The 25,213-nt window shown below is 73.2% G+C and carries 23 protein-coding genes; 10 read left to right on the forward strand and 13 right to left on the reverse strand.

What is annotated here, in order from left to right; genetic code table 11:
* Nucleotides 1–144: 144 nt before the first annotated feature.
* The 5 genes from AB0E77_RS27985 (at nucleotide 145) to AB0E77_RS28005 (ending at nucleotide 5,892) form a co-directional block, all read left to right on the forward strand.
* On the forward strand, nucleotides 145–2,388 hold the full coding sequence (locus AB0E77_RS27985; RefSeq protein ID WP_361575672.1) for a glycoside hydrolase family 9 protein: 2,244 nt from the start codon (nucleotides 145–147) through the stop codon (nucleotides 2,386–2,388).
* Nucleotides 2,389–2,495: 107 nt separating this feature from the next.
* Nucleotides 2,496–2,744, forward strand: a complete 249-nt coding sequence (locus AB0E77_RS27990; RefSeq protein ID WP_361575675.1) for a hypothetical protein — start codon at nucleotides 2,496–2,498, stop codon at nucleotides 2,742–2,744.
* A 3-nt stretch (nucleotides 2,745–2,747) separates the two neighbouring features.
* Nucleotides 2,748–3,125 (forward strand): toxin Doc, encoded by a 378-nt coding sequence (locus AB0E77_RS27995; protein WP_189232535.1) that lies wholly within the window; start codon nucleotides 2,748–2,750, stop codon nucleotides 3,123–3,125.
* A gap of 327 nt (nucleotides 3,126–3,452) precedes the next feature.
* Nucleotides 3,453–5,069 (forward strand): RICIN domain-containing protein, encoded by a 1,617-nt coding sequence (locus AB0E77_RS28000; protein ID WP_361575678.1) that lies wholly within the window; start codon nucleotides 3,453–3,455, stop codon nucleotides 5,067–5,069.
* 217 nt (nucleotides 5,070–5,286) lie between these two features.
* Nucleotides 5,287–5,892, forward strand: coding sequence for a class I SAM-dependent methyltransferase (locus AB0E77_RS28005; RefSeq protein ID WP_361575681.1), 606 nt, complete (start codon nucleotides 5,287–5,289; stop codon nucleotides 5,890–5,892).
* Between the two features lie 3 nt (nucleotides 5,893–5,895).
* On the opposite strand, the gene AB0E77_RS28010 is transcribed toward AB0E77_RS28005, so the two are convergent.
* Nucleotides 5,896–7,065: a lactate 2-monooxygenase gene (locus AB0E77_RS28010; protein WP_361575684.1), complete on the reverse strand. Its 1,170-nt coding sequence runs from the start codon at nucleotides 7,063–7,065 to the stop codon at nucleotides 5,896–5,898.
* A gap of 351 nt (nucleotides 7,066–7,416) precedes the next feature.
* Here AB0E77_RS28010 and AB0E77_RS28015 point away from each other — a divergent pair, with 351 nt between their 5' ends.
* The gene (locus tag AB0E77_RS28015) at nucleotides 7,417–7,851 is read left to right on the forward strand and encodes a protease inhibitor (RefSeq protein ID WP_361575687.1); all 435 of its coding nucleotides are present in this window, start codon (nucleotides 7,417–7,419) and stop codon (nucleotides 7,849–7,851) included.
* A gap of 149 nt (nucleotides 7,852–8,000) precedes the next feature.
* Here the strand turns inward: AB0E77_RS28015 and AB0E77_RS28020 are convergent, their stop codons facing one another.
* The 8 genes from AB0E77_RS28020 to AB0E77_RS28055 form a co-directional block, all read right to left on the reverse strand.
* Entirely contained in the window at nucleotides 8,001–8,231 is a 231-nt protein-coding gene (locus AB0E77_RS28020; protein ID WP_361575690.1) for a CDGSH iron-sulfur domain-containing protein, read from the reverse strand.
* The gene (locus tag AB0E77_RS28025; protein WP_361575817.1) at nucleotides 8,212–8,856 is read right to left on the reverse strand and encodes a HemK2/MTQ2 family protein methyltransferase; all 645 of its coding nucleotides are present in this window, start codon (nucleotides 8,854–8,856) and stop codon (nucleotides 8,212–8,214) included. The genes AB0E77_RS28020 and AB0E77_RS28025 overlap by 20 nt, the downstream gene beginning before the upstream one ends.
* Before the next feature lie 31 nt (nucleotides 8,857–8,887).
* Nucleotides 8,888–9,919: an iron-containing redox enzyme family protein gene (locus AB0E77_RS28030; RefSeq protein WP_361575693.1), complete on the reverse strand. Its 1,032-nt coding sequence runs from the start codon at nucleotides 9,917–9,919 to the stop codon at nucleotides 8,888–8,890.
* A 70-nt stretch (nucleotides 9,920–9,989) separates the two neighbouring features.
* Entirely contained in the window at nucleotides 9,990–10,172 is a 183-nt protein-coding gene (locus AB0E77_RS28035; RefSeq protein WP_361575696.1) for a hypothetical protein, read from the reverse strand.
* A gap of 116 nt (nucleotides 10,173–10,288) precedes the next feature.
* Nucleotides 10,289–13,111: an NHLP bacteriocin export ABC transporter permease/ATPase subunit gene (locus tag AB0E77_RS28040; RefSeq protein ID WP_361575699.1), complete on the reverse strand. Its 2,823-nt coding sequence runs from the start codon at nucleotides 13,109–13,111 to the stop codon at nucleotides 10,289–10,291.
* Between the two features lies 1 nt (nucleotide 13,112).
* Nucleotides 13,113–15,335 (reverse strand): NHLP family bacteriocin export ABC transporter peptidase/permease/ATPase subunit, encoded by a 2,223-nt coding sequence (locus AB0E77_RS28045; RefSeq protein WP_361575702.1) that lies wholly within the window; start codon nucleotides 15,333–15,335, stop codon nucleotides 13,113–13,115.
* A complete protein-coding gene (locus tag AB0E77_RS28050) occupies nucleotides 15,332–16,138 on the reverse strand; it encodes an HlyD family efflux transporter periplasmic adaptor subunit (protein ID WP_361575705.1) in 807 nt (268 codons plus the stop codon). The genes AB0E77_RS28045 and AB0E77_RS28050 overlap by 4 nt, the downstream gene beginning before the upstream one ends.
* Nucleotides 16,139–16,240: 102 nt before the next feature.
* Nucleotides 16,241–16,456, reverse strand: a complete 216-nt coding sequence (locus AB0E77_RS28055) for a type A2 lantipeptide (RefSeq protein ID WP_361575708.1) — start codon at nucleotides 16,454–16,456, stop codon at nucleotides 16,241–16,243.
* A 568-nt stretch (nucleotides 16,457–17,024) separates the two neighbouring features.
* On the opposite strand from AB0E77_RS28055, the gene AB0E77_RS28060 reads away from it, so the two are divergent.
* The 3 genes from AB0E77_RS28060 (at nucleotide 17,025) to AB0E77_RS28070 (ending at nucleotide 21,178) form a co-directional block, all read left to right on the forward strand.
* A complete protein-coding gene (locus AB0E77_RS28060) occupies nucleotides 17,025–18,329 on the forward strand; it encodes a S1 family peptidase (RefSeq protein WP_361575711.1) in 1,305 nt (434 codons plus the stop codon).
* A gap of 140 nt (nucleotides 18,330–18,469) precedes the next feature.
* On the forward strand, nucleotides 18,470–20,911 hold the full coding sequence (locus AB0E77_RS28065; RefSeq protein WP_361575713.1) for a SpoIIE family protein phosphatase: 2,442 nt from the start codon (nucleotides 18,470–18,472) through the stop codon (nucleotides 20,909–20,911).
* Between the two features lie 87 nt (nucleotides 20,912–20,998).
* Nucleotides 20,999–21,178, forward strand: coding sequence for a hypothetical protein (locus tag AB0E77_RS28070; protein WP_361575716.1), 180 nt, complete (start codon nucleotides 20,999–21,001; stop codon nucleotides 21,176–21,178).
* 89 nt (nucleotides 21,179–21,267) lie between these two features.
* Here AB0E77_RS28070 and AB0E77_RS28075 read toward each other — a convergent pair whose 3' ends face one another.
* Nucleotides 21,268–21,852: a hydrolase gene (locus tag AB0E77_RS28075; protein WP_361575719.1), complete on the reverse strand. Its 585-nt coding sequence runs from the start codon at nucleotides 21,850–21,852 to the stop codon at nucleotides 21,268–21,270.
* 83 nt (nucleotides 21,853–21,935) lie between these two features.
* Nucleotides 21,936–22,397, reverse strand: coding sequence for a MarR family transcriptional regulator (locus AB0E77_RS28080; RefSeq protein ID WP_361575722.1), 462 nt, complete (start codon nucleotides 22,395–22,397; stop codon nucleotides 21,936–21,938).
* Nucleotides 22,398–22,490: 93 nt separating this feature from the next.
* Between AB0E77_RS28080 and AB0E77_RS28085 the strand changes: the two genes are divergently transcribed.
* The gene (locus tag AB0E77_RS28085) at nucleotides 22,491–23,003 is read left to right on the forward strand and encodes a metallophosphoesterase (RefSeq protein WP_361575725.1); all 513 of its coding nucleotides are present in this window, start codon (nucleotides 22,491–22,493) and stop codon (nucleotides 23,001–23,003) included.
* Nucleotides 23,004–23,262: 259 nt separating this feature from the next.
* Here AB0E77_RS28085 and AB0E77_RS28090 read toward each other — a convergent pair whose 3' ends face one another.
* Together AB0E77_RS28090 and AB0E77_RS28095 are read right to left on the reverse strand one after the other, a co-directional pair.
* Nucleotides 23,263–24,531, reverse strand: coding sequence for a YncE family protein (locus tag AB0E77_RS28090; protein WP_361575728.1), 1,269 nt, complete (start codon nucleotides 24,529–24,531; stop codon nucleotides 23,263–23,265).
* Between the two features lie 170 nt (nucleotides 24,532–24,701).
* The gene (locus AB0E77_RS28095) at nucleotides 24,702–25,067 is read right to left on the reverse strand and encodes a nuclear transport factor 2 family protein (protein ID WP_361575731.1); all 366 of its coding nucleotides are present in this window, start codon (nucleotides 25,065–25,067) and stop codon (nucleotides 24,702–24,704) included.
* Between the last annotated feature and the right edge of the window lie 146 nt (nucleotides 25,068–25,213).

The raw sequence follows: 25,213 nt of genomic DNA on the forward strand, positions 1-25,213 counted from the left end.
CGGCGGTCCGGGCGGGAATCCGTCCCGTCCGGACCGTTGACGGGCTGTCATGTCTGCCACAAACATGGCCTCCGACCGCTTCTGGGAGCGCTCCCATGACCGTCGGTGGCGCTGCCCGCCCCTCACCCCCCGAGGAGCCCGGACGTGAAAAGACGCAGAACCGCGCTCGTCTGCCTGACGGCCCTGCTCGCGGCGGCCGTCACCGCGCTGCCCGCCGCGCCGGCCGGCGCCGACGAGACCGAGCAGGTCAAGAACGGCACCTTCGACAACGGCACCGAGTCCTGGTGGGCGAGCGGCAACGTCACCGCGGCCGTGACCGACGGCCGGCTGTGCGCCGACGTCCCCGGTGGTACCACCAACCGCTGGGACGCCGCCGTCGGCCAGAACGACATCGCCCTGGTCGCAGGGGAGTCGTACAGGTTCTCCTTCACCGCGACCGGCGCGCCCGCCGACCACGTGGTCCGGGCGATCGTGGGCCTGTCGGTGTCCCCGTACGACACCTACTACGAGGTCAGCCCCCAGCTGAGCGTCTCCGGAAACACCTACTCGTACACCTTCACCTCACCTGTCGACACCACCCAGGGCCAGGTCGGCTTCCAGCTCGGGGGCACTCCCGACGCCTGGCGGTTCTGCGTGGACGACGTGTCCCTGCTGGGCGGCGTGGCGCCCGAGCCCTACGTGCCCGACACCGGGCCGCGGGTGCGGGTCAACCAGGTCGGCTATCTGCCGTCCGGGCCGAAGAACGCCACGCTGGTCACGGACGCGACCGCACGCCTGCCCTGGCAGCTGAAGGACGCCGGCGGCCGGGCCGTCGCCCACGGCTGGAGCGTGCCGCGCGGCGCCGACGCCTCCTCCGGACAGAACGTCCACACGATCGACTTCGGCCGCTGGACCCGGCGCGGCGACGGCTACACCCTCGTCGTCGACGGGGAGACGAGCCACCCCTTCGCCATCGGAACGGCCGGCTACGAGCGGCTGCGCACCGACTCCGCGAAGTACTACTACACGCAGCGCAGCGGCATCGCCATCGACGACGAACTGCGCCCCGGCTACGCGCGCCCCGCCGGACACGTGGGCACGGCCCCCAACCAGGGTGACACCGAGGTCCCCTGCCGGCCCGGCGAGTGCGACTACACCCTGGACGTCTCCGGCGGCTGGTACGACGCCGGCGACCACGGCAAGTACGTCGTCAACGGCGGCATCTCCGCCTGGGAGCTGCTGAGCACCTACGAGCGCTCGCTGCACGCCCGCACCGGGAAGCCGTCGAAGCTCGGCGACGGCACGCTCGCCCTGCCCGAGAGCGGCAACAAGGTGCCGGACATCCTCGACGAGGCCCGCTGGGAACTGGAGTTCCTGCTGAAGATGCAGGTGCCCGCCGGGCAGCCGCTGGCCGGAATGGCCCACCACAAGATCCACGACGCGCAGTGGACCGGCCTGCCGCTGCTGCCGAGCGACGACCCGCAGAAGCGCGAACTGCACCCGCCGACCACCGCGGCCACCCTGAACCTGGCCGCGACGGCCGCCCAGGCGGCCCGCCTCTACCGGCCCTACGACCGTGCCTTCGCGGCGAAGGCGCTCGACGCCGCGCGCACGGCCTGGGCGGCGGCCCTCGCCCACCCGGACGTGCTCGCCGACGAGAACGACGGCACCGGCGGCGGGGCCTACCCCGACAGCCGGGTCGACGACGAGTTCTACTGGGCCGCCGCCGAGCTGTACCTGACGACGGGGGAGCGGACGTTCGAGCGGTACGTGCTGACGTCGCCCGTCCACACCGCCGACATCTTCGGCCCGCTCGGCTTCGACTGGGCGCGCACCGCGGCGGCGGCCCGCCTCGACCTGGCCACCGTGCCCAGCCGGCTCCCCGGCCGTGACGCAGTGCGCCGCTCCGTGGTCCGGGGCGCCGACCGCTACCTGGCCACGCTCGAGGCGCAGCCCTACGGGATGCCGTACGCCCCCGACGGCAACGTCTACGACTGGGGCTCCAACGCCCAGGTCCTCAACAACGCGGTCGTCCTCGCCACCGCCCACGACATCACCGGCGGCGCCGCGTACCGTGACGGCGCCGTCCAGACCATGGACTACGTCCTGGGCCGCAACGCGCTGAACATCTCCTACGTCACCGGCTACGGCGAGGTCTCCGCCCACCGCCAGCACAGCCGCTGGTACGCCCGTCAGCTCGATCCCGCCCTGCCGGACCCGCCGGACGGCACCCTGGCCGGCGGGCCGAACTCGGCCATCCAGGACCCCTATGCGCAGAGCAAGCTCCAGGGCTGCGTCGGCCAGTTCTGCTACATCGACGACATCCAGTCCTGGTCGACCAACGAGCACACCGTCAACTGGAACGCGGCCCTGGTCCGCATGGCGTCCTTCGTGGCGGACCAGGGCTGACGGACCACTCACCGTCGCTCACCCGTTCGCTTCCCGCGGTACCGCCGTATCTCCGCCCTGACCTGGTGGTATTTACGGGTCAGTACCCGCGCGGTACCGTGGGAGGCATGCCAGCTCTGAACGTGGAGTTCAGCGACCGCGAGCTCGAGGACCTGCGGCAGATCGCCAAGGAACGCGGTACGTCGATGAAGGCGCTCGTGCGGGAGGCCGCCGCCGCCGACATAGCCCGGCACCGGGCGCTGCAGGAGGGCGCGGAGGCGTTCCGGCGCTTCTTCACCGCCCACGCCGACGAGTTCGCGGCCGCCTTCCCGGACGACGAACCACCTCCGGCACGGCGCGAGGGGCGGGCCGCCTGACCCATGGCACCCGTTCTCCACATCGACGTGCCCTGGCTGCTCCAGCGTCACGAGGAGGTGCTGCCGGAGCAGCCCACGATCAACGACTTCTCCGCGCTGGTCGCCGCCGTCGCCCGGCACCGCGTGGATCCGCCCCGCCTCGGGGTGAACTCCGACCCGGCCTGGCGGGCCGCCGCGCTGCTGCACACCCTCGCCGTGCTCAGACCCCTGCCGTCGGCCAACGCCCGCTTCGCCTGCGCGACGGCCGTCGCGTACATGTTCGCCAGCGGTGTCGGCATCGACCCGCCCTACGGCGCCCTGGTCGACCTCGCGCGCGACCTGCTCACCGGCGACGCCGACGTCTACGGGGCGGCCGACCGCCTGCGGTCCTGGCAGATCTGAGCACGCGTCGGGCGAAAGACCGGCACACGGGCCGACGCCGAGAAATCCGAAAACCCGTGTAAGGGTCAACAGTTGCCGCTGATTCCGGATTTACTTCAGAGAGGTCCGACGTTCCCCGGACGCCTTGTTGACCATGAGTGGTTTGTGCGAGAGTGAAGCGCTCGTGCGGGGGGTGGAGGCCGGGTCTCGCACGCACCGTGGAGAACCGGGACCGATTTCGCCGTGGCGAATTCACGCCCCCCCACGCCACGCCAAAGAGGTATACACCAATTCCCTTTCGGCGACCGGAACTTCTGCGTCACCCGCGCGTGGGAAGGAAACAGCTCAGTGCCCACCCCTCACCCCCCTCGTCCCGTCCATCCGTCCTTCGGCGGGGACCCCGGGGAGTCCGACGAGTGGCTGGCCGCCCGGCTGCGGGAGGGGCCGGAGAGCGAGGCGGCCAGGGCCGTCGCGCTGCTGACGGCCCGGCACTGGCAACCGGCCCACGACTACGCGGCGATCTGCCTCGCCGCCTCGGGCCAGATCGCCGCCATGGTCACCGCCGCCGCCCAGCACCGGGTGCTGGACCTGCTCGCCCAGGGCGAACCGGCCACGGCCCTGCGCCCACGACTGCTGGTGGCCGTGCGCGACACCGTCCGCCAGTGGTCGGCCGACGACGAGATCGGCGGTGTTCTGCCGCACCTGCTCAAACCCGCCGGGGGACGCGGTATGCGGGCGGCGAAGTCCCTGATCCCGGAAAACCGCGCCCTGGCCGCGCGCGCATTCGCCTCCCTTCCGGGACCGGCCCGCTGTTTGCTGTGGCACACGGAGGTCGAGGGCGAACCCATTGCCGTGCCGGCCGGTCTCCTCGGCATGGACACCGACACCGCGTCGGCCACGTACGAACAGGCGCGTGAGCAATTCCGCGACGGTTGTCTGCACGCGCACCGGCAGCTCGCGCCGAACCAGGACTGCCGCTTCCACAACCGTCTCCTCGACGTCCCGATCCGCCGCGGCGGGGATCTGCTGCCGGATGTGCGCAAGCACCTGGCGGAGTGCCGGCACTGCCGCCATGCGGCCGAGCAACTCGCCTACTTCGAACGGGAGCTGGGACCGCTGATCGCGGAGGCGGTGCTGGGCTGGGGAGCCCGGCGCTATCTCGACTCCCGGCCGGGCCGCGCGGGCCGGGGCCCGCAGGGCAGGACCGCCGCCCGGCACCGGGGCCGCGGCCGGCCCGGCCTGCTGGCCCGGTTCCCCGCGCCCGTCCGCCGGCTCCCGGGCCGGCCGCGCTCCGCCCGGTCGCTGCTCAGAGGGGCCGGCGCCGCCTCGGTGGGCGTCCTGGCGGTCGTCCTCGTGGTGAACGTGTGGTCGTACGACGGCGGCGGCGCCGACCCGGCCGCGTCCACCAGCGCCGTCGACGGCGGGGCCACGGCGTCCGCGACCTCCCGCCCGAGGCCGCCCGGTGCCGCCGGACTGCCCACCGCCGCGGACCCCACCCGGCTGCGCAACGTCGCCGCCGGCCTCTGCCTCGACGTCCGGGGCGAGCCGAAGACCGGCGCGGGCGCCCGGCTGGCGGCCTGCTCCCAGGCGTGGACGCAGCAGTGGACCCTGGAGGACGACGGTCTGCTGCGCAGCGTCGCCGACCCCGGGCTGTGTCTGGACTCGCAGGCGGACGCCGGCGTCGTCATCCTCGGTACCTGCGCCGACGAGGGCACCGAGCGCGGCGACGCCGTGCGCTACGACCGCACCGCGCAGGGCGCACTGCTGCCGCGCTGGCAGAACCAGCTCGCCCTCGCCGCCACCACCGGCGCGCCGGACGCCGACATCGTCGTCAAGGTGCACGACGGTTCCACCGCGCAGCGCTGGCGGACCGAGAAGGCCCCGGCGGCGGACGGCTCCCTGTCGATCGCCGGGACCGGGGCCGCGGCCCCGGCCGCCCGGCCGGTGCAGCTCTCGGGTTCCTAGGGCGTGTCCGCACAGTCCCTCCTGCCCCGCGACGCCTGGCACGCACTCTCGCCGTACCGGGCGAAGTCCCGAGTACACCCAGTAGGTGGGGCTGCGCCCGGCAGACCGGGAGCACGCACCAGACGCCGCGGGCCCGCCCAACGGGCGGACGGAGGGGCTTTGCGGCCACGCCCCAGGCCGTGTCCGTACGGCCGGGACGCGGACTTACGCTTGCCGTATGAACCGATGGGAGCAGCTGACCGGCGGTGGGTCCGGTGAGCGGTACGCCGCGCGCTTCGCCGCGCTCGCGGAACAGGGGCAGGACGTCCACGGCGAGGCGCGGTTCTGCGCCAGGCTGGTGCCTGTCGGCTCGCGCGTGCTGGACGCCGGATGCGGCACCGGGCGGGTCCTGATCCAGCTCGCCCGCCTCGGGTACGAGGGCGCGGGCGTGGACCAGGACGCCTCCATGCTGGCCGTGGCCCGCCGCACCGCGCCGGAGCTGACCTGGGTGCGGGCCGACCTCGCGGAGTTCGACCCGGCCGCCGAGGGCCTCGCCCCGGGCTTCGACCTCGTCGTCGCCGCGGGCAACGTCTTCCCGCTCCTCGCCCCGGGCACCGAGTCCGCCGTCGCCGCCACCCTGGCCCGGGCCCTGCGCCCGGGCGGTCTGCTCGTCGCCGGCTTCGGCCTGGACCGGGACCACCTCCCGGTGCCGCCCACGCTGACCCTCGCGGACTACGACGCCCACTGCGCCGCGGCCGGTCTCACCCTCGCCGACCGCTTCGCCACCTGGGACGCCGACCCGTACGACGGCGGGGGCTACGCGGTCAGCGTTCACCGCCGCTGACCCTCAGGCGGGCTCCTCGACGAGGTCGGCCGGGCCCGGCGTGGTGGGGGAGGCGTGGCCGGACAGGGCGAGGGTCAGGTCGAGTTCGGCGAGCAGGCAGCGGATCACATGCTCGACGCCCGCCTGCCCGTCCAGACCGAGGCCGTAGACGTACGGGCGGCCGAGCAGCACCGCCCGCGCGCCGAGCGCGAGCGCCTTGAACACGTCGTCGCCGGTGCGCACGCCGCTGTCGAACAGCACGGTGAGCCGGTCGCCGACGGCCTCCACCACGCCCGGCAGCGCGTCGGCCGCCGCGATCGAGCCGGCCACCTGACGCCCGCCGTGGTTGGACACCACCACGCCGTCCATCCCGGCGTCCGCGGCGAGCCGGGCGTCGTCCGGGTGCAGGACGCCCTTGAGGACGATCGGACCGTCCCAGTTCTCCCTCAGGAAGGCCAGATCCGGCCACGTCTTGCCCGGGTCGGAGAACATGCCGACGAAGTGCATCACGGCCGCGTTCGGGTCCTCGTGCACCGGCTTCGCCAGACCCGCCCGGAACGCCGGGTCGGAGAAGTAGTTGGCGGTGCCCACCCCGTGCAGGAACGGCAGGTACGCCTGGTCGAGGTCGCGCGGGCGCCACGACAGCAGCGGGGTGTCCAGGGTGACGAAGAGGGCGGTGAACCCGGCCGCCTTCGCCCGGTCCAGGAAGCTGCGGGCCACCTCGCGGTCCTTCGGCCAGTACAGCTGGAACCAGCGCTCGGCCTCCCCCATCGCCTCGGCGACCTGCTCCATCGGCGTGCTGGACGCCGAGGACAGGACGAACGGCACGCCCTGCGCGGCGGCGGCCCGGGCGGCGGCGGACTCCGCGTCCGGGTGCATGATCGACAGGACGCCGACCGGTGCCAGGGCCAGCGGGGCGGGCAGGGCGCGGCCCAGCACCTCGACCGAGAGGTCACGCTCGTGCACGTCCCGCAGCATCCGCGGCACGATCCGCCGCCGCGCGAGGGCCCGCCGGTTGGCGCGCGCCGTGGAACCGTCGCCCGCGCTGCCCGCGACGTACCCCACCGGGCCGGGGCCGAGCCGCCGCTCGGTCAGCTCCTCCAGCCGGGTCAGGTCGGTGGGCAGCCGAGGCACCGCGCCCGTCATGCCGTTCAGGTAGATCTCGTACTGGAAGTCCGCCCAGTGCTTCGCCATCCGTACGTCCCGCCCTCTCGTCGTCGAGCTCGCGCGCCGCGAGCACCATACTCGCGAGTACGTCGCCGTCGACCCGGTGGGTGCGGGACTGTTTCGGGAGTGTTTCCGGCCTATCGGCGAACGCCTGGATCACGCCATCCGGCCAGATCAGATGATCAAGAACCGCCCCGTTCCGGACTTGGAACGTTCTAATTCCGTTACTTCCCGCCACTGATTCAACACAAAAGGTTACGCAGATCTGCACGGTCGATGTGTTTTTCGGCGGCGGACTCGGCAGACTCGCGCTCGCCGTTCCGGCCCCGACCCGGCCGTGACGGCACCACCCTCGAAACGAGCGGAAGGATGCACACAATGCGGAACACCGCGCGCTGGGCAGCGACTCTGGGCCTGACGGCCACCGCCGTCTGCGGGCCCCTCGCGGGGGCCTCCACCGCCTCCCCGGCCACCGCCCCCGCCTCGCTCTACGCCCCCTCGGCCCTGGTGCTGACCGTGGGGCAGGGAGAGAGCGCTGCCACCACCGCGCCGCTGCGCGCCGTCACCCTGAACTGTATGCCGAGACCGTCCGGCACCCACCCCGCCGCCGCCTCGGCCTGCGCGGAACTGCGGGGCGCCGGAGGGGACTTCGACGCCCTGGCGGGCGACACCGGCGTGATGTGCACCCGGGAGTACGCCCCGGTCGTCGTCACCGTCGACGGGGTCTGGCAGGGCCGGCGCGTCTCCTACGAGCGCGCCTTCGCCAACGAGTGCGTGAAGGACGCGGTCGGCACGAGCGTCTTCACGTTCTGAGAGACCGGGACCGCGCGGTCCGCGCGACGTGACCGGCTGCTCGTCGCTGGGGAGTGCGAGCAGCCGCCGCGTGGGCCGGAACGGTCCCGCACCGGGGACGGCGGACGGAGTGGGGCCGTCCGCCGTTCTCCGGTATCGGGCCAGGGGGTTCAGCCGCCGTCGGACGGCCCGTCGCCCGGCCCGGACGACCGGGCCCGGTGACTGGTGTCGCACCAGGGATAGCGCCGGCTGCGACGGCAGGTGCACAGGGCGACCCGGAAGCGGTCGGAGGACACCGTCGTCCCGTCCTCCAGCTCGACTTCGACGGGGCCCTCCACCAGCATCGGCCCCCGGCGCCGCACGGTGATCCGGCGGGGCGGGTCAGACGGGGAGTTCGGCACGGACGACCACCAGCTCCTCCTCGTCGTCGGCCAGGGACAGCAGGCCCCGCTGGCGCAGCCAGCGCTCCCGGCCGCGCACCACGGGCCCGAAGGCGATCCGCCGGCGCCTGATCACCGCGGCCTTCATCCCGGCCGCCCGCAGCAGCCCCACGGTCTGTGCGGGGTCGCTGAGCGCGGACTGCACCAGCAGCAGCACGCCGCCGGGCCGCAGCAGGGCGGGAACCTCCCGGCAGATCCGGTCCAGGACCAGCCGGCCGTCGTGACCCGCGTCCCAGGCCCGCGCCGCGCCACGCGGTCGCCGGCCGCCGCCCGGCGCCGGAACGTACGGCGGATTGGCCAGGACCAGGTCGAACGACTCACCCCGCACCGGCGTGAAGAGGTTGCCGCGCAGGACCCGGACCCGTACGCCGGTCCGCGCCGCGTTCAGCCGGGTGGCCCACACGGCACGCCGTGACACGTCCACCGCGGTGACCCGGCCGCCCCGCCGCGCCGCCGCCAGCGCCAGCGCGCCCGAGCCGGTACCCACGTCGAGCACGGCCGCGCCCGGTGGCAGCGACTCGTCGGACAGGGCCCCGGCCAGCAGGGCGGTGTCCTCCTGAGGGGCGTAGACGCCCGGTAGCACCATGAAACTCACGGAACGCCGTGTACCCCCGCGGTCACGAAATATGGGAGGTTCCGGAAGGCTCGCGGACCGCGTCCGTCAGAGGCGTGCGCAGGGAGGAGCGGCCCGCCCGCCAGTCGGCGAGCAGCCGGCCGGCGAAGCGGTCCTCCAGATACCCGGTGGCGTCGACGCCGAAGACGACGTCCGCCGCGAGCTGCGGCTCCAGCTCCAGCAGGCCGTCGATCACCTCGTGCCGGACGATCTGCTCGTGCACCGCGTCGGCCTCGACGTGTTCGTCGTAGAAGTGCTCGGCGGCGGGACCCGCACCGGTACGGCGCATGGCCTCGGCGAGGCGCCGGGACCCGGGCGACGAGGTGATCTCGACGGCCGCGAAGTGGCCGACCAGGGCACCGCGCAGCGCCCGGTGCAGCCCGAACAGGGACATCATGTTCACCGTGGCCAGACACTCGGCGGAGGCCGCGTCGAGATGACGTCCGTACGCCGTGTCCAGGCCCAGGTCCGTCATGAGGTCGGCGAACAGCCGGGCGTGCACCCGGTCGGCACGGCCGCCGCCGTACTCGTCGAACTCCACCGCCGCCATCGCCGCCTTCGCGCGGCCCCACAGCCGCGGCAGCACCCACGCGTGCGGGTCGGCCTCCTTGAGGTGGTACAGGGAGCGCTGGGCAGCGTACTCCCGCAGGTGCCACAGCTCGCCCTCGTCCCGCAGGAAGTGGCTCACGCCCGTGCCGTCGACGGGCTCGACCAGCAGCGCCCCCACCGCGTCCGCCACGCTGTCGTGGACGGGTGTGTCGGCGCGCAGCGCGGACAGGAAGCGGTCCTCCAGCGCCGCCCGGGTGCCGAGCAGACCGGTGTTCCACTCCAGGCGGGGGGACACCCCGGCGAAACCGCGGTAGTGCAGCTCGTAGCACTGGTACAGGGCCAGTTGCAGGTCGTCGCCGTAGGGTGCCGCGGCGGCGACGTCCTCGGCGCCGGGCAGCGCGCCCGTGCCGAGCAGATACGCGCCGACGGCCGCGGAGAGCGGGCCCCGGGCCGTCGGCAGCGGTGGTTCGTGACGGACGTTCTCCATGCGTCGCGGGTACCCGTCCGGCGCCGTCGCATCCGCGCGGACCGGGCATCCGCGGTGCCGCCCTGCCGCCCTACTCCTTGCCGGACTCCTCCTGCGCCTCGGTGTTCGGCGAGGTGGCGTCGCCCGCCTCACCTCGGTGCCGCCGCTCCTCGGCGGACTCCGGGTCGCGGGTCTCGGCCTCCTCGATCTCGCGCATGACCTCCTCGATGGCCGTCTCGGGCTTCTGGGGGCCGCGGTCGCCGTCTCGGGACACGGGGGACTCCTCTTCTCGCTCGTCGTTCCGTCCGGCCGGGCGAGTACCCCGATCCGTCGGACGGACGACTTCCCCGCACGGGCCGATGCCGCCACGACGGGCGGCGGATCCGCCCGTCAGGCCAGCTGCCGCCGCACCAGCTCGTGCAGCCGGCCGCCGGTGTCGGCGAGGAGCTGGGCGGGCGGACCCTGCTGGACCACCTTGCCGTCCTCCATCACCACCACGCGGTCCGCGTCCAGCACCGTCGACAGCCGGTGCGCGATGACGATCCTGGTCGCCCGGAGCGCCTTGGTGCTCTCGATCACCGTGCGCTGCGTCTCGTTGTCCAGGGCGCTGGTCGCCTCGTCGAAGAAGAGCACGCGCGGCCGGCGGATCAGCGCCTGCGCGATCATCAGCCGCTGCCGCTGGCCCCCGGAGACCGCCCCGCTGCCCGACACGATGGTGTGCAGGCCCATCGGCATCCGCTTGATGTCCTCGGCCAGCCCCGCCATCTCCGCCGCCGCCATCGCCTCCTCGGGCGTGTACGGCTCGGTGCCGCAGATGACGTCCAGGATCGAGCCGGTGAACGGCTGCGCGTGCTGGAGCACCACCCCGCACTGCCGGCGCACCGCGGACGGGTCGAGCGCGGCCAGGTCCTGACCGTCGTACAGGACGCTGCCCGACAGCGGACGGTCGAAGCCGATGAGCAGCCTCAGCAGGGTCGACTTGCCGCAGCCGCTGGGGCCGACGACCGCCACGAACTCGCCCGGCCGCACCGCGAACGACACGTCGTCGAGGACCAGCGGACCGTCGTCGGTGTACCGGAACGACAGCCGCCGCGCCTCGATCGCCCCGGACAGCGGCCCCGGCCGCGTGCTCGCGGTGCGCACCTCCGGCGCCGCCTCCAGCACCGGCTTGATCTCCTCGAACAGCGGCAGCGCCGCCACCGCCGACACGAAGGCACCGGTCAGCTGGGTGACCGAGGTCAGGAGCATCGTCACCGAGGTGTTGAAGGTGAGGAAGGCCGCCGCCGACATCGAACCGCGGGCCGGCCCCGCCAGCAGCATGAACATCAGCAGCGTGCACAGCGGCAGATACACCGCGCCGAGCACCGCGTTGAGGTTCTTGACCCGCCCGGCGCGCTGCTGGAGCTCACGACTGCGCGCGAACTGCGCCGCCCACGCCGCGTAGGCGTAGTTCTCGGCCGCCGCCACACGCAGCTTGGGCAGGCCGCGCAGGGTCTGGAAGGCCTGGTTGTTCAGCTTGTTGGTGAGCCGCACCAGCCGCCGCTGCCAGCGCACCTGCCACAGCCCGAGCCCCAGGAACACGCCCGCCACGACCACCAGCATGGCGATCGCCGCGAGCGCCATCGGCACGCTGTACCAGAGCAGCAGCCCCAGATTCATGGCGCCGACCGTCACCGACTGGGCCACCGTCGGCCCGACCCCGGCCAGCAGCCGGCGGATCGCGCTGATCCCCATGGCCGCGCTCGCCAGCTCACCCGTGGAGCGCTCGGTGAAGAACCGGGTCGGCAGCCGCAGCAGCCGGTCCCACACGGCCGGCTGGAGGGTCGCCTCGACCCGGCCCTCCAGCCGCAGGATCGTGAGGTTCTGGAGCAGCGTGAACGCCGCCGCGACGACACTGCTCAGCATCACCGCGAGACACACCTGCACGATAAGCCCGGTCTGCGCCTTCGGCACGAACTCGCCGAGCACCTTGCCGGTCGCCACCGGCACCAGCGCGCCGATCGCCACCGTCACCAGACCCGCGAGCAGCAGGCTCGCCAGATCGCCGCGCGTGCCCCGCAGACAGAACCGCAGCAGCCGCAGCGGACCGAGCCGGCGCTCGGGCAGCGGCCGGTAGAACATCACCGCCCGCGGCTCGAACTCCTCGGCGTTGGCCTTCTCGACCGGTGTCTCCCGGCCGGTCGCCGGGTGGACGGCCACATAGCCGCCGCGCCGCCACAGCAGCGCCACCGGCGCCCCCGACAGGGCCCGGTGCCCCACCAGCGGCCCGACGTCGTCCCGCCACCACCGGCCCTCCAGCCGCACCGCCCGGGTGCGGACCCGGGAGGCCAGGGCGATCCGCTCCACCGGGTCGAGCCGGTCGCTCTCGGCGCCGTTCTGCGCGGGCTCGGCCAGCGTGATCCCGGCCGCCCGGGCGACCAGCTCGCAGGCCGCGTACGTGGCGTCCGCGTCGGCGGCCGTGGCCCGCTTGCCCGACCGCCTGCCGATGGAGGCGAGCAGCGTCCGGTCGGCCTGGGCGCGCACCGCCTCACCGGCCTTGATACCGGCCGCCGTACGCGTCTCGTGGGTGCGCTCCAGCTGTTCGATCCAGCGGTCCAGCGTGGTCAGCAGCCGGTACTGCTGGTCGACCATGCTCTGCCACAGCGCCGGGTCCATCAGCAGGTCGGCGGCGGCCTCCTCGCCGTACACCGCGCCGTACTGCACGCTGCCCGGCGGCACCTGCATCCAGAACACGTCGTCGTCCGTCGGCGCCGCCGCCCGCTCGGAGGCCATCGGCGCCTGGAAGAGGATGGACAGACTGCGCCCGACGCCGAGGGCGAGGGCGTACTCCAGCGGACTCGTCGTCGGCGGCACGTACTGCGGGTTGCCGTACTCGTCGTACGACCAGGTCTGCGTGGGCGCCGGCTGGTACAGCTCCCGCAGCCCGATGCGGTGCACCACGCAGTCCCGCAGGGGACGGGCGACCAGCGTGTGCTGGGGGCCCGCCACCGGACCCAGCAGCACCGAGCCCGCCTCCAGGCGGCCCAGATGGTGCCAGTGGCCCTGCTGCCCGGCGTCCACCGCGAACAGGTCCACCGCGCCGGACACGACCAGCCAGAGCACCTGCGGGCCCTCCAGGTCGAGGCGGTTGAACCCGGCGCAGTCCACGCGCGTGCCCAGGGAGCCGAGCGGGCCGAGGACGAGATCGCCCTGCCCTTCGTGCACCGTCGTCATCTCACCGCTCCCCGACCAGCGCCGCGTACGCGCCGCCGCGCGCCACCAGTTCCTCGTGCCGCCCGCGCTCCACGACCGATCCGTGCGCCAGGACCACGATCTCGTCGCTGTCCCGCACGGTGCTCAGCCGGTGCGCGATCACCACGCACGCGCAGCCGCGCCGGCGCAGGTTGTCCATCACCACCAGCTCGGTCTCCGCGTCCAGCGCGCTGGTCACCTCGTCCAGGACCAGGATGCTCGGCCTGCGCACCAGCGCCCGTGCGATCTCCAGCCGCTGGCGCTGCCCGCCGGAGAAGTTCCGGCCGTCCTGCTCGACCCTGCTGTGGATGCCACCAGGACGGCGCATCACCACCTCGTACAGCGCGGCGTCACGCAGCGCCTCCACCACGGCGTCGTCCGGGACCGACGGGTCCCACAGCGCCACGTTGTCGCGCACCGAGCCCTCGAAGAGGAACACGTCCTGGTCGACGAAGGAGACCGACGACGCCAGAGCCCCGCGCGGAATGTCCTCCAGCCGTTGCCCGTCGATGCGGATCACGCCCTCCCACGGCGTGTACAGGCCGGAGATCAGCCGGGACACCGTGGACTTGCCGCTGCCCGAGCCGCCGACGAGGGCCACCTGCTGCCCCGGACCGACCGTCAGGTCGAAGCCGCTCAGCAAGGGCTTGTCGAGGGGGCTGTAGCCGAACGAGATGTTCTCCAGCTCGACATGGCCGTGCAGCCGGCGCGTGGAGTCGGACCCGCCGGCGCGGCCGTAGAGCGGGTCGGCCCGGAAGTTCTCCACGTCCTTCAGCCGGGCCACGTCGGCCGCGAAGTCCTGGATGCGGCCCGCGACGCCGTTCAGCCGGGTCAGCGGAGCCGTGAACCGGGTGACCAGCGCCTGGAAGGCGACCAGCAGACCGATCGAGATGTGCCCCTCGACCGCCCGCATACCGCCGATCCACAGGATCAGCGCGCTGTTCAGCGTGGCGAGCGTCGGCGCGACCACGCCCAGCCACGCGCTCGGCACCCCGAGCCGCTGCTGCTCCTCCAGCGTGGTGGCGTGCTGCCCCGCCCACTTGCGGAAGTAGCCGTCCTCACCGCCGGTCGCCTTCATCGTCTCGATGAGCTGGAGGCCCGTGTACGCCGTGTTGGTCAGCCGGGCCGTGTCCGCCCGCAGCTTCGCCGTCCGCGTCGCCCGCAACTTGATCACGACCCGCATCGCCACGATGTTGAGCAGCGCCACGCCGATGCCGACGAAGGTGAGCTGAGGGTCGTACGTGTACAGCAGCACGGCGTACAGCACGACCACGATCGCGTCGACGCCCGCCGCCGCGAGGTCGCGGGCCAGGGTCTCGGCCACGGCGTCGTTGGACTGCAGGCGCTGCACCAGGTCGGCCGGGCTGCGCTGCGAGAAGAACGTCACCGGCAGCCGCAGCAGATGGCGCAGGAAGCGGGCGCTGGAGAGGGTGGAGGAGATGATGCGGCCGTGCAGCAGGTTCGCCTGCTGGAGCCAGGTCAGCACCACCGTGAGCAGCACACAGGCCGCCATCGACGCGAACAGCACACCCAGCAGCGAGGTCTGCTTGCCGATCAGGAACATGTCGATGTAGGTGCGGCTCAGCGCGGGCACCGCCGCGCCCACCGCCACCAGCAGCAGGCTCGCCAGCACGGCGGCGGGCAGGGTGCCCGCGGTGCCGCGCAGCCGGGCCGGCATCGCGCCGAGCACACCGGGCCTGCGACCGCCGCGGGTGAAGCCGTCGCCGGGCTCCATGGTCAGCACGACCCCGGTGAAGCTGCCGTCGAACTCCTCCAGGGACACGAAACGGCGTCCCTTGCCGGGGTCGTTGACGAACACCCCGCGCCGGCCGAAGCGCCGGCCCATACCGTCGTAGACGACGTAGTGGTTGAACTCCCAGAAGAGGATGGCCGGCGCCGTCACCTCGGCGAGGGCGGCCAGGTCCATCTGCATGCCCTTGGCGGTGAACCCGTAACCGCGCGCCGCCTTCAGCAGATTGCTGGCGCGTGAGCCGTCGCGGGAGACGCCGCACGCGATGCGCAGCTCCTCCAGCGGGACGTGCCGTCCGTAGTGGCCGAGGACCATCGCGAGGGAGGCGGCGCCGCACTCGACGGCCTCCATCTGGAGCACGGTGGGCGTACGGACGGTCTTCGCCCGGCTCTTGGGAACCGTGCGCCTGGGCGGGGCGGCACGGCGTCTGCCCCGGTTGTCGGTCGCGGTGGTCACGGCAGCAGCCAATCGACGGGACGCTGCCCGGCCAGCCGGATGGAGCCCGTGGCCAGCGTCATGGAGGTCAGGTCGTACGGCGGTCCGCCCGCGGACGACCAGGCGTATCCGCTCTTCGTGGACGCCGAGGTGTCGAGGCGCACCGTCACGGCCACGGGCCTGCCGTCCTCGGTGAACTGCTCGCCGAGCTGGGCGTCCCCGAGGAACGCGCCGATCGACTGGGCCGACTGGGCCGAGCGGTCCACCGACTGCACGTGGCCGCGCAGCACGCCGTACTCCTGGGACGGCACCGACTGCACGGTCAGGTCGACCGGGGCGTCGGCGGGTATGGCGGCGGCGTTCTCCGCGGGGACGTACACGGTGGCGTAGAGCGGGTCCCCGGCGTGGGCGACCTTCTCGACCGACGCGACGTTCGCGCCCGTCCGGATGATCTGGCCGACGGTGGCGGCGAGCGCGCTGACGCGGCCCGCGTCGAGCGAACGCACGACGGTGTCGCCCTCGGCGGTACGCACCTTCAGCACGGGGGAGTCGGCGGCCAGCCGCTCGCCCTGGCGGGCGAGCACCGCGGTGACCTGGCCGGAGACCGGGCTCTGCAGGACGTAACTGCCCTGGCCGTGGGTGAGGACGGCGGGCGCGCCGACCGTGGAGGTCACCGAGCCGGTCACCGCCCACACGGAGGCGGCGGCCATCGCGACGACGGTCACGGACAGCACCAGCCACCCCTGCGGGCGGGCGAAACGCACCGGAAGGTCGAGCTCTTCCGGCGACTGGAGTTTGGCGAGGGCCTGTTGGCGGAACTGCACGTCGGACGTATCCCAGGGGAGCGCTCGGAAAACCGTCGGGGAACCGCCGAAAAGTCCCGGAGCCGGGGTACGGCTCCGGGACTCAGCGGCACGAGGGCGCGATCAGAGACCGGCGACCAGGTTGGTGACCGGGGCCGTGTTCAGGCCGGTGACACCCTCGACGGTGCCGACGGCGGTGTTGAGCAGACCCGAGACCGGGGCGATGCCGTCCACCAGGCCGGTGACGGTGCCGACGGCGTTCACGTTCAGGCCACCGGAGACGTTGTCGAGCTCGGCGTCGGAGATCTCGACGGTCTCGACCTGGGGGGTGGAGTTCATGATGGAACTTCCCTTCATATAGCCAATTCACAAGGGGGGAGCGGCCCCCTCTGGGGACAGATGACGGCCGCGACCACGGCGGCCTCGGCGCCCGCTTCCGGAGCCCTCCGCGGCCTCCGCGGTGCGATGGATCAAAGCACGCGGCCGGTCGGCCCTTCCAATCAATCACCCCTCTCACCTGGACACTTGCAACGCCGGGGCGCCCAACCGTGCAGGAGTGCGCACGTCTTCGCGGCCACTTCTTCACACCGGCGGCGGCATCGGGACGCGCCACCCCTTGCCCGGACCGCCGCGAATCCGGCACTCCCGCCCCAAAGGCGTGCGCGGCGCCCGACGGTTGTGGAGAACGCACAGCGGGGGTGACCGGGTTGGGCAGTCGATGTGCAGATTCGCTGAAGCCCGGATTCCGCTCGACGGGTGCGACAGAGCGTCGTCGGCCAGTCGCGGAGCGTGCCGGGTGGGCGGGATTGAACGGCCCGTCGGGTCCGTGCGTACCAACAGCCATCCAGGCGCCCCCACAAGAGCTGCCGACCGGCGGCACGGACCCCGTCCCAGGAGGTCGAGAAGTTTGAGTCACAAGCGAATCCCGAAGCGCAAGGCCGCGCTGGCGGCAGGCTCGGTGGTCGCGCTCGGCGCGGCCGCGATCCTGCTTCCGAACGCCAACGCCTCGCAGGACGGCGGCGATTCGGGCGACACCGCCGCCGCGCCGCGGACGCTCAGGGCGGCGGACGCCTCGGATCTCGCCTCACAGCTCTCCGGACTGCTCGGCGACGCCTTCGCCGGCTCCTACTACGACGCCGGCAAGCGGCAGCTCGTCGTCAACGTCGTGCCCGGCGACAACAACGATGCCGTCGTGCGGGCGCAGAAGGCGGGAGCGGCCGTCCGCGAGGTGGACAACAGCATCGCCGACCTCAGGTCCGGCGCACGCACCCTGAAGACCGAGGCGACCATCCCCGGCACCTCGTGGGCCGTCGACCCCCGGACCAACAAGATCCTCGTCACCGCCGACAGCACCGTCACCGGCGCCTCGTGGGACCGGCTGGAGTCCACCGTCGAGGACCTCGGCCCCGGCATGGCGACCCTCAAGAAGTCCCCCGGCACCTTCAAGACGTTCCTGTCCGGCGGAGACGCCGTATTCGGCGGCGGCGCCCGCTGCTCGCTCGGCTTCAACGTCACCGCGGCGGACGGCTCGCCCGCCTTCCTCACCGCCGGTCACTGCGGGGTCGCCGCCGCACAGTGGTCCGACGCGCAGGGCGGGCAGCCGGTCGCCACCGTCGACCAGGCCGTCTTCCCCGGACAGGGCGACTTCGCGCTCGTCACCTACGACGACCCGGCGACCGAGGCGCCCAGCGAGGTGAACGTCGGCAGCCAGACCGTCGCGATCAGCGGGGCGGCGGAGGCGACGGTCGGACAGCAGGTCTTCCGGATGGGCAGCACCACCGGACTGGCCGACGGACAGGTCCTCGGCCTCGACGCCACCGTGAACTACCCCGAGGGCACCGTCACCGGCCTCATCCAGACGAACGTGTGCGCCGAACCCGGGGACAGCGGAGGCTCCCTGTTCACCCAGGACGGCCTGGCCATCGGGCTCACGTCCGGGGGCAGCGGCGACTGCACGGCGGGCGGCGAGACCTTCTTCCAGCCGGTCACCACGGCCCTGCAGGCGGTCGGCGCGACGCTCGGCGACGCCGGTGCGGGGGACCGGGCCGGTGGTGAAGGTGCAGGTGCCGGTGACCAGAGCGGTGGTGAGGGCGCCGGTGCAGGTGATCAGGCCCGAGACGAGGGCGCCGGTGCCGGTGACGGCGTGGGGGACGCCGGTGACGGAGCGGGGGCCGTCGGTGCGGACGGCTCCGGTACGAGGCAGAGCCACTGATCCCGCCGGACATCCCCCACCGCCCAGGCATCACCCCGGTGGGGGATGTGCGGCAACGGGCGCAGGGCTTGCGCACCCGGATCGCGGCTTCCCCGGTCACAGGGGCTGCGCGGCCGTCCCAGACACGCTGTAATGGCGACGTGGTCAGTGAGGGCGCGGCGGAACGCGGGACGAGAACGCTGCGTGCCGAGGGTGCCCTGAAGGCGGTCACGGCCCTCCCGGACCGCGGCGACCGACTGCGCCGCGTCCTCGAACAGGCGCTTGTCTTCGGCGGCGCCGCCTTCGCCGCCGTGTACACGCCCGGCCAGGACCGCGAGCTGCTCTGCCTCGCCGAGTCGGTCGGCGTGCCGCGGACCCTGTACGGCGTACGCGACACCTACCCCGCGGCCGGCGGCTCCCCGGTCGCCGACGCCCACCGGGACGGGACTCCGGTGTGGCTCGGCCCCGAGGAGTTCGCCGGGTCCGCCGAGTCCCGGCACGTCCCCTCCAGCGGCTTCTCCCTCGCCGCCCTGCCCGTCCCCGGCGACGGCGGCTGTCTCCTCGCCCTGACGGAACGCCCGGGGGGCTTCGGCCCCGAGGACCGGGACTGTCTGGAACGGGTCGCCGAGGCCGCCGTCGGACCCGCCCCGCCGGCGCCGGCCGAGAGCCAGGAGCTGCGGCCCGACGCGTTCTCCCTGGCCATGGACACCGGCCGGGTCGAGGTCGGCGACGACATCCTGCGCTTGTTCGCCCTGACTCCGGACGACTTCGACGGCAAGGTCGAGACGCTGCTCGGCCTGACCGTGCCCGAGGACCTGCCCTCCCTCATGTCCGTGGTCGAGCCCGACCACATGTCCATCGGCGACCGGGAGCTCGAGTTCCGGGTCCTGCAGCCCACCGGCCCGCCGAAGTGGCTGCAACTGCGCGGGCGCCTGCTGCCGGGCGGCGACGGCCGGCCTGCCCGCCTCGTCGGCACCGTCGCCGACGCCTCCACCCTGCGCCCCGACGTCACCGACGTCGCCCGCGTCCAGCGCCTGGCCGCCGCGCTGGCCACGGCGGGCACCGTACGGGACGTCAGCCAGGCCGTCGTCGCCGCCCTGCGCAGGCCGCTGCGCGCCGACCGGATCGCCCTGGCCGAGCTGGAGGGCGACCGGCTCGTCGTCACCGTCCTCGACCCGCCGGAACCCGAGTCGTGGCCCGAGCTGTGGCGGCTGGAGTGGCGCACCGAGTGGCCCGACGCGCCCGTCCGAGCCATGCCCACCCTCGCCTCCGCGCTGCGCGAGGGCCGCGCCCAGATCTGGCCGGCCGGCACCGCGCTGGAACCGGCGCTCGCCGACGTCGGCCCCGGCGGCCTCGCCGTCCTGCCGCTGCCGGCCGCGGGCCGCACGGCCGGCGTCTGCCTGATCGGCTGGGACTCCCCGCACGACTTCGGCCCGGACGAGCGCGCCCTGCTCACCGCCTCCGCCGGTCTCGCCGGTCAGGCGCTGATGCGCGCCCACGCCTTCGACGCCGAGCACGAGCTCGTCGGCATGCTCCAGCGCCAGCTGCTGCCGCGCCGCCTGCCGGAGCTGCCCGGCGCGGTCGCCGTCGCCCGCTATCTGCCCAGCACGGCCGGACTGGAGCTCGGCGGCGACTGGTACGACGTGATCCCGCTGCCCGACCACCACGTCGCCCTCGTCATCGGCGACGTCCAGGGCCACAGCGCCGGCGCCGCCACCCTCATGGGCCAGATGCGCACCGCCCTGCGCGCCTACGCCGTCGAGGGGCACCCACCGGACGTGGTCGTCTCCCGGGCCAACCGGCTGCTGACCGACATGGGCACCGACCTCTTCGCCACCTGCGCCTACGTCGACCTCGACATGGAGGAGGGCTCCGCCTGGTGCGTGCGCGCGGGGCACCTGCCGCCGGTGCTGCGGCATCCCGACGGCTCCACGGAGATCGCGGAGGCGGAGGGCGGCCCGCCGCTCGGCGTGGTGACGCAGGCCGACTTCCCGATGAGCCCGCTGCGGCTGCGGCCCGGGACCCTGATCGCCCTCACCACGGACGGGCTCGTGGAGTCCGCCGACGCCGACATCGACGAGGGCATGGACCGCTTCGCGCACGCGCTCAGCGTCTCCGACCCCGCCCACCTCGGTCTCGTCGCCGACGCCCTCCTCGGCAACGCCCGCCGCAGCGACGACGTCGCCCTGCTGCTCGTGCGCTACGACGGCATGGAGACGCGCCCGCGGCGCGAGACCTGGACGGTGTGGCGGCTGCCCGAGGCCGTCCGGCACGCCCGCCGCTTCACCCACCGCACCCTGCGCTCGTGGGGCGTGCCCGCGGACGGCATCGACGCCGCGCTCCTGGTCGTCTCCGAGCTGGTCACCAACGCACTGGTGCACACCGACGGCACGGTCCGCCTCGACCTCACCCTGGTGGGCGGCCGACTGCGCCTCGCGGTCGCGGACGCGTCGCCGCGTACGCCCGTCAAACCGACCAGCATCGGCTGGGAGGCCACCGGCGGGCGCGGCATCCTGCTGGTCGAGGCGGTGTCCTCAACCTGGGGGACGATCCCGGTCAGCGGTGGCAAACAGGTGTGGAGCGAGATCTCCCTGGGCCGGTGAGGGCGGCGCCGGGCCCCCGGTTTCACCGGTGGACGCCCGGGGACCCGAGGGACACCGGCACCGGAAACAGAGAGAAGATGATGCCTCGTGAGCGCGGACACCAGCGAGAAACCCGTTGTCCGCCGCCTGGAGACGGGCTGGTCGCAGGCCCGTCGCCTGCGCGGCAAGGGTGCCGTGCGCACCTGGGTTCCGGCCGTCGAGGACGGCGACGTCCCGCGCACGCCGCAGACGGGCCAGGAGTCGAACATCGTCCGGGGCGACGACTGACCGCACCCCGGGACGGAGATCGTCGCGCGCCGGCCACCGGGCCGGCGCGGCGCGTGTCCGGACCCGGCCGGTGTCCGGCGGCGGGTCCCTCAGCAGTGGGTCTTGGCGAGCAGCTCCAGGATCTCGGCCGTGGTGCCCGTCTCGCCCAGTCGTGGGAAGATCCGCTCGACGCTGTTGCGGTGCGCGTCCGCGTCCATGTCGGTCATGGCGTCGGTGGCGAGGGTGACGTGATAGCCGTGCTCGTACGCGGCCCGGGCGGTGGACTCCACGCCGATGCTGGTGGCGATGCCGGCCAGCACGATCTGCGTGACGCCCCGGCGCCGGAGCTGGACGTCGAGACCGGTGCCGTGGAAGGCGCCCCAGTTGCGCTTCGTGACGGTGAGGTCGCCGGGGTGGCCGGTCAGCTCGTCGACCAGGACGTCCCAGCCCTCGGGCCGGGTCCCGCCGGAGCCCCCGGCATCGGTGCGGCCGGGCACGGCGTCCGCGCCGTCGGCGGCGAAGGAGACCCGGACCAGCACCACGGGCAGGTCCCGGGCGCGGAAGGCGTCCGCCAGCGCGGCGCTGCGTGCGACGACCTCCCCGGCGGTGTGGGGCCGGACCGGGGCGGCGACGATGCCGGCCTGCAGGTCGATCACGACGAGGGCGGCGCGGGGGTCCAGGGCGGTGACTGCCATGGGGGAGGCCTTTCGGGTGGGTCGGGGTGGTTCAGCCGCGGGCGGGCCGGCAGGTGACGCGGTCCGCCCGGGCACGTGCGGTGTCACGGCCGGGTCAGCCGCTCCAGCAGGGCGAGTGCGTCGAGGAGCGTCTCCCGTTCCCCGGCGGTGCACCGGTCCTGGAGGGCGCGGGCCAGCCACTCCTCGCGGACCTGCCGGTTGCCCTCGATGCGGGACCGGCCGGCCTCGGTGAGGGTCACGAGCTGCCGGCGGCCGTCCTCCGGATCCGGACTGCGGCGGATCAGACCGTGCCGGTCGAGGGCGACCAGGGTGGCCGCCATCGACTGCGGCCGGACGCCCTCGGCGGACGCCAGCGCGCTGGCCGTCGCCGCGCCGTGCTTGCCGACCAGGGTGAGGGCCGACACCTGGGAGGGCGTGAGGTCCTCGTCCCGGGCGACCTCCCGGATCCGTCGCCGCAGCCGGCTGAAGACCACGTGCAGCTCGCGCGCGGCACGGGCGGCGGAATCGGAGACGGCCCCGGCGGGTTCCACGGCATCGGCTTGCATACCGCCACCGTAATTTCGACAGGCAAGACTGTCCAGTTCGTCCTGAACAGCTTTACCTGCCCATTGCGGAGACCTGGCCGCTAGGCTGGATCCGTGCGCCTCCTGCTCATGTCCGACACCCACCTGCCGAAGCGGGCCAGGGAACTGCCCGCGCCCCTGCTGGCGGAGATTCCCCGCGCCGACGTCGTCGTGCACGCCGGGGACTGGGTCGACACGGACACGCTCGACCTGCTGGAGGAGCACAGCCGGCGCCTCGTGGCGGTGTACGGCAACAACGACGGACCGGGCCTGCGCGCGCGGCTGCCCGAGATCGCCTACGCCGACCTCGGCGGGCTGCGCTTCGGCGTCGTCCACGAGACGGGCGCCGCCCAGGGCCGCGAGGCACGCTGCGCCGCCCGCTTCCCCGACCTCGACGTGCTGGTCTTCGGGCACAGCCACATCCCGTGGGACACCACGGCCGACACCGGCCTGCGGCTGCTCAACCCAGGTTCCCCGACCGACCGGCGCCGCCAGCCGTACTGCACGTACATGACCGCCACGGCCGCCGACGGCCGCCTCGACGACGTCCAACTGCACCGCCTGCCGCTGCGCCGGCGGGCCTCGTAGGGGACCGGAAAAGGGCGGAGGGACAGGGGACGGGCAGCGCCCTCGTGGACGCTGCCCGCTACGTGCCGGGTCGTTCCGTGTCGGAGGAGTCGGCCCGGTCGCTACGAGTGTGCGCTGTCACGGACCTCCTTCCGTCAGGAGTACTGCGGAGGACATGCATGCCTCTTCGATGCCGTGCGACTACCCCTCCCGGCGCGGCTCACACACCGGGCTCACGTAAAAAAGGGGACTCGATGTCCTCGGCGCGACCCGGCGGAGGTCAGGCCGACGGCCCGGTCCAGCCGGCCGCGACATGGCCCAGCCGAACGCGCTGCGGATGGTCGCCGACCGGGACGGAGACCGACTTCTCGCCGGTCGCGAAGTCGATGGCGGTGACCTGGTCGGCGCCGCTCTCGGAGATCACGCAGTGCGTGCCGTCGCCGCTGACCGTGGCCCAGTAGGGCTTGGCGGCCGGCACCAGCGGGCCCTCCTTCAGCGTCGTCCGGTCGACGACCGTCGCGTAGTCGTCCATCGTGCCCGCGACGCAGATCTTCGCGCCGTCCGGGCTCATGGACAGGCCGTGGTGCCGCGAGTCGTTGACCCAGGTGGTGCGGTCCTCGCTGGTGGCCGGGTTCTTCGGCAGGGTCTTGGTCCGGGTGATCCGGTCGGTGGCGAGGTCGTACTCGAAGAAGCCGTTGAAGAACGAGACCTGGAAGTACAGCGTGGACTCGTCGGGCGAGAACACGGCGGGCCGCACGGCGTCGGAGTAGTCGCCGAGACCGATCGCGTCGAGACGCTCACGCATGTCGATGACCCTGACCTGCCGGAAGGTCGTCGTGTCCACGACCGTGATGCGCCGGTCGCCCTTCGTCCAGTCGAGCCAGGGCGCGTCGAGCGCGGTGTTGACCTCGCCGATGGACATGTTCCAGAGGTACTTGCCGTCCTTGGTGAAGATGTTCTCGTGCGGCTTGGCGCCCGTGCCGAAGGATCCGAGCTGCCGGCCCGTCTCGATGTCCAGCACGTGCACCGTGTCGGACGTCGACGCCGACACCGCGACACGGGTTCCGTCCGGCGAGACCGCCATATGGTCGGCGCGGTAACCCGACACGGGGAATCGCCAGTTGAGGCGGCCGGTGGCGAGGTCGATGGAGACGACGTCCGCGAAGCTGGGCCGGGAGACGACGAGCGACCTGCCGTCCGGCGTCGAGTACATGTCGTCGACGAACTGGTCGTGTCCCTCGCCGACGCTGTTGCGGATGGCCTGGAAGTAGATCCAGCGGATCGGGTCGGCGTTGATCTCGGCCATCCGCTGCTCCCGGTCCGGGACGACACCGATCCGGCCGATCCTGGCGAAGTCGCCGGTGGAGCCGATGACGTCGGCGGTGCCGTCCCAGTTGTTGCCGACGAACATCACCTCGCGGAGCGCGGCGGGGGCCTCCCGGGACGGGGTGGCGGTGGCCGCCGCCGCGGTCGCGGGAGCGGCGACGGCGGCGGTGAGTGCGAGGGCGGCGGCCACGGAGCACAGGTGCCTGGATCTGGAAACAGGCATGCTGCTGTCTCTCCTCTGCAGGTGGGGGCGCGGAGTGAACAGACCTGGTTTCAAAGGAACTTACTGAAAAGTAAGGAGAGAGCGCCCCCACCACAAGACCGCGGACACGACAAAAACCGGCCCCGGCGCGAGGAATCGGCACCGGGACCGGCAGGGACCGCAGCCCTCGGCTACTCGTCCCATGCCTGGATCATGGTCTGCCGGACGATCTTCCCGTCCCGCAGCGACATCATCGACTCCGACAGGACGCGCGCGCCGTCGGGATAGGCGCAGGACTCCGTGAATGCGGCCCGGTCGCCCTGGACGACGCACTCCTCGAGGTGGTGCGTCATGTCGCGGCTGTAGACGTCGTCGAGCATCTCGGCGATCTCGTCGCGGCCGTGCAGGACCTTCGGGCTGCTGGGCTGGGTGTAGCGGTCCACGATGCGGATCTCCGCGTCGTCCGCGTAGAGCGACAACATGGTCGCCGCCGTCTCCTCCTCGATTCCCCGGCGCAGTACTTCGCTGTCGAAGCCGGTGCCTGTGCTGGTGCCCATGACGACCTCCTTCGAAGGTCGCGGCCCGACCGGGACGGACCGCGGAGGGCCTCTCCTTCGAGCCTCCTGCGCCCGGGCGGCTCGGGCAAGCCCTGCCGTACCGATGCTCCCGACGGGTGAGCGCGGTGGCCCGCCCGTGTCCGGTC

Origin of the sequence: Streptomyces sp. NPDC032940, assembly GCF_040636935.1 — a bacterium.
Lineage (GTDB): Bacteria > Actinomycetota > Actinomycetes > Streptomycetales > Streptomycetaceae > Streptomyces.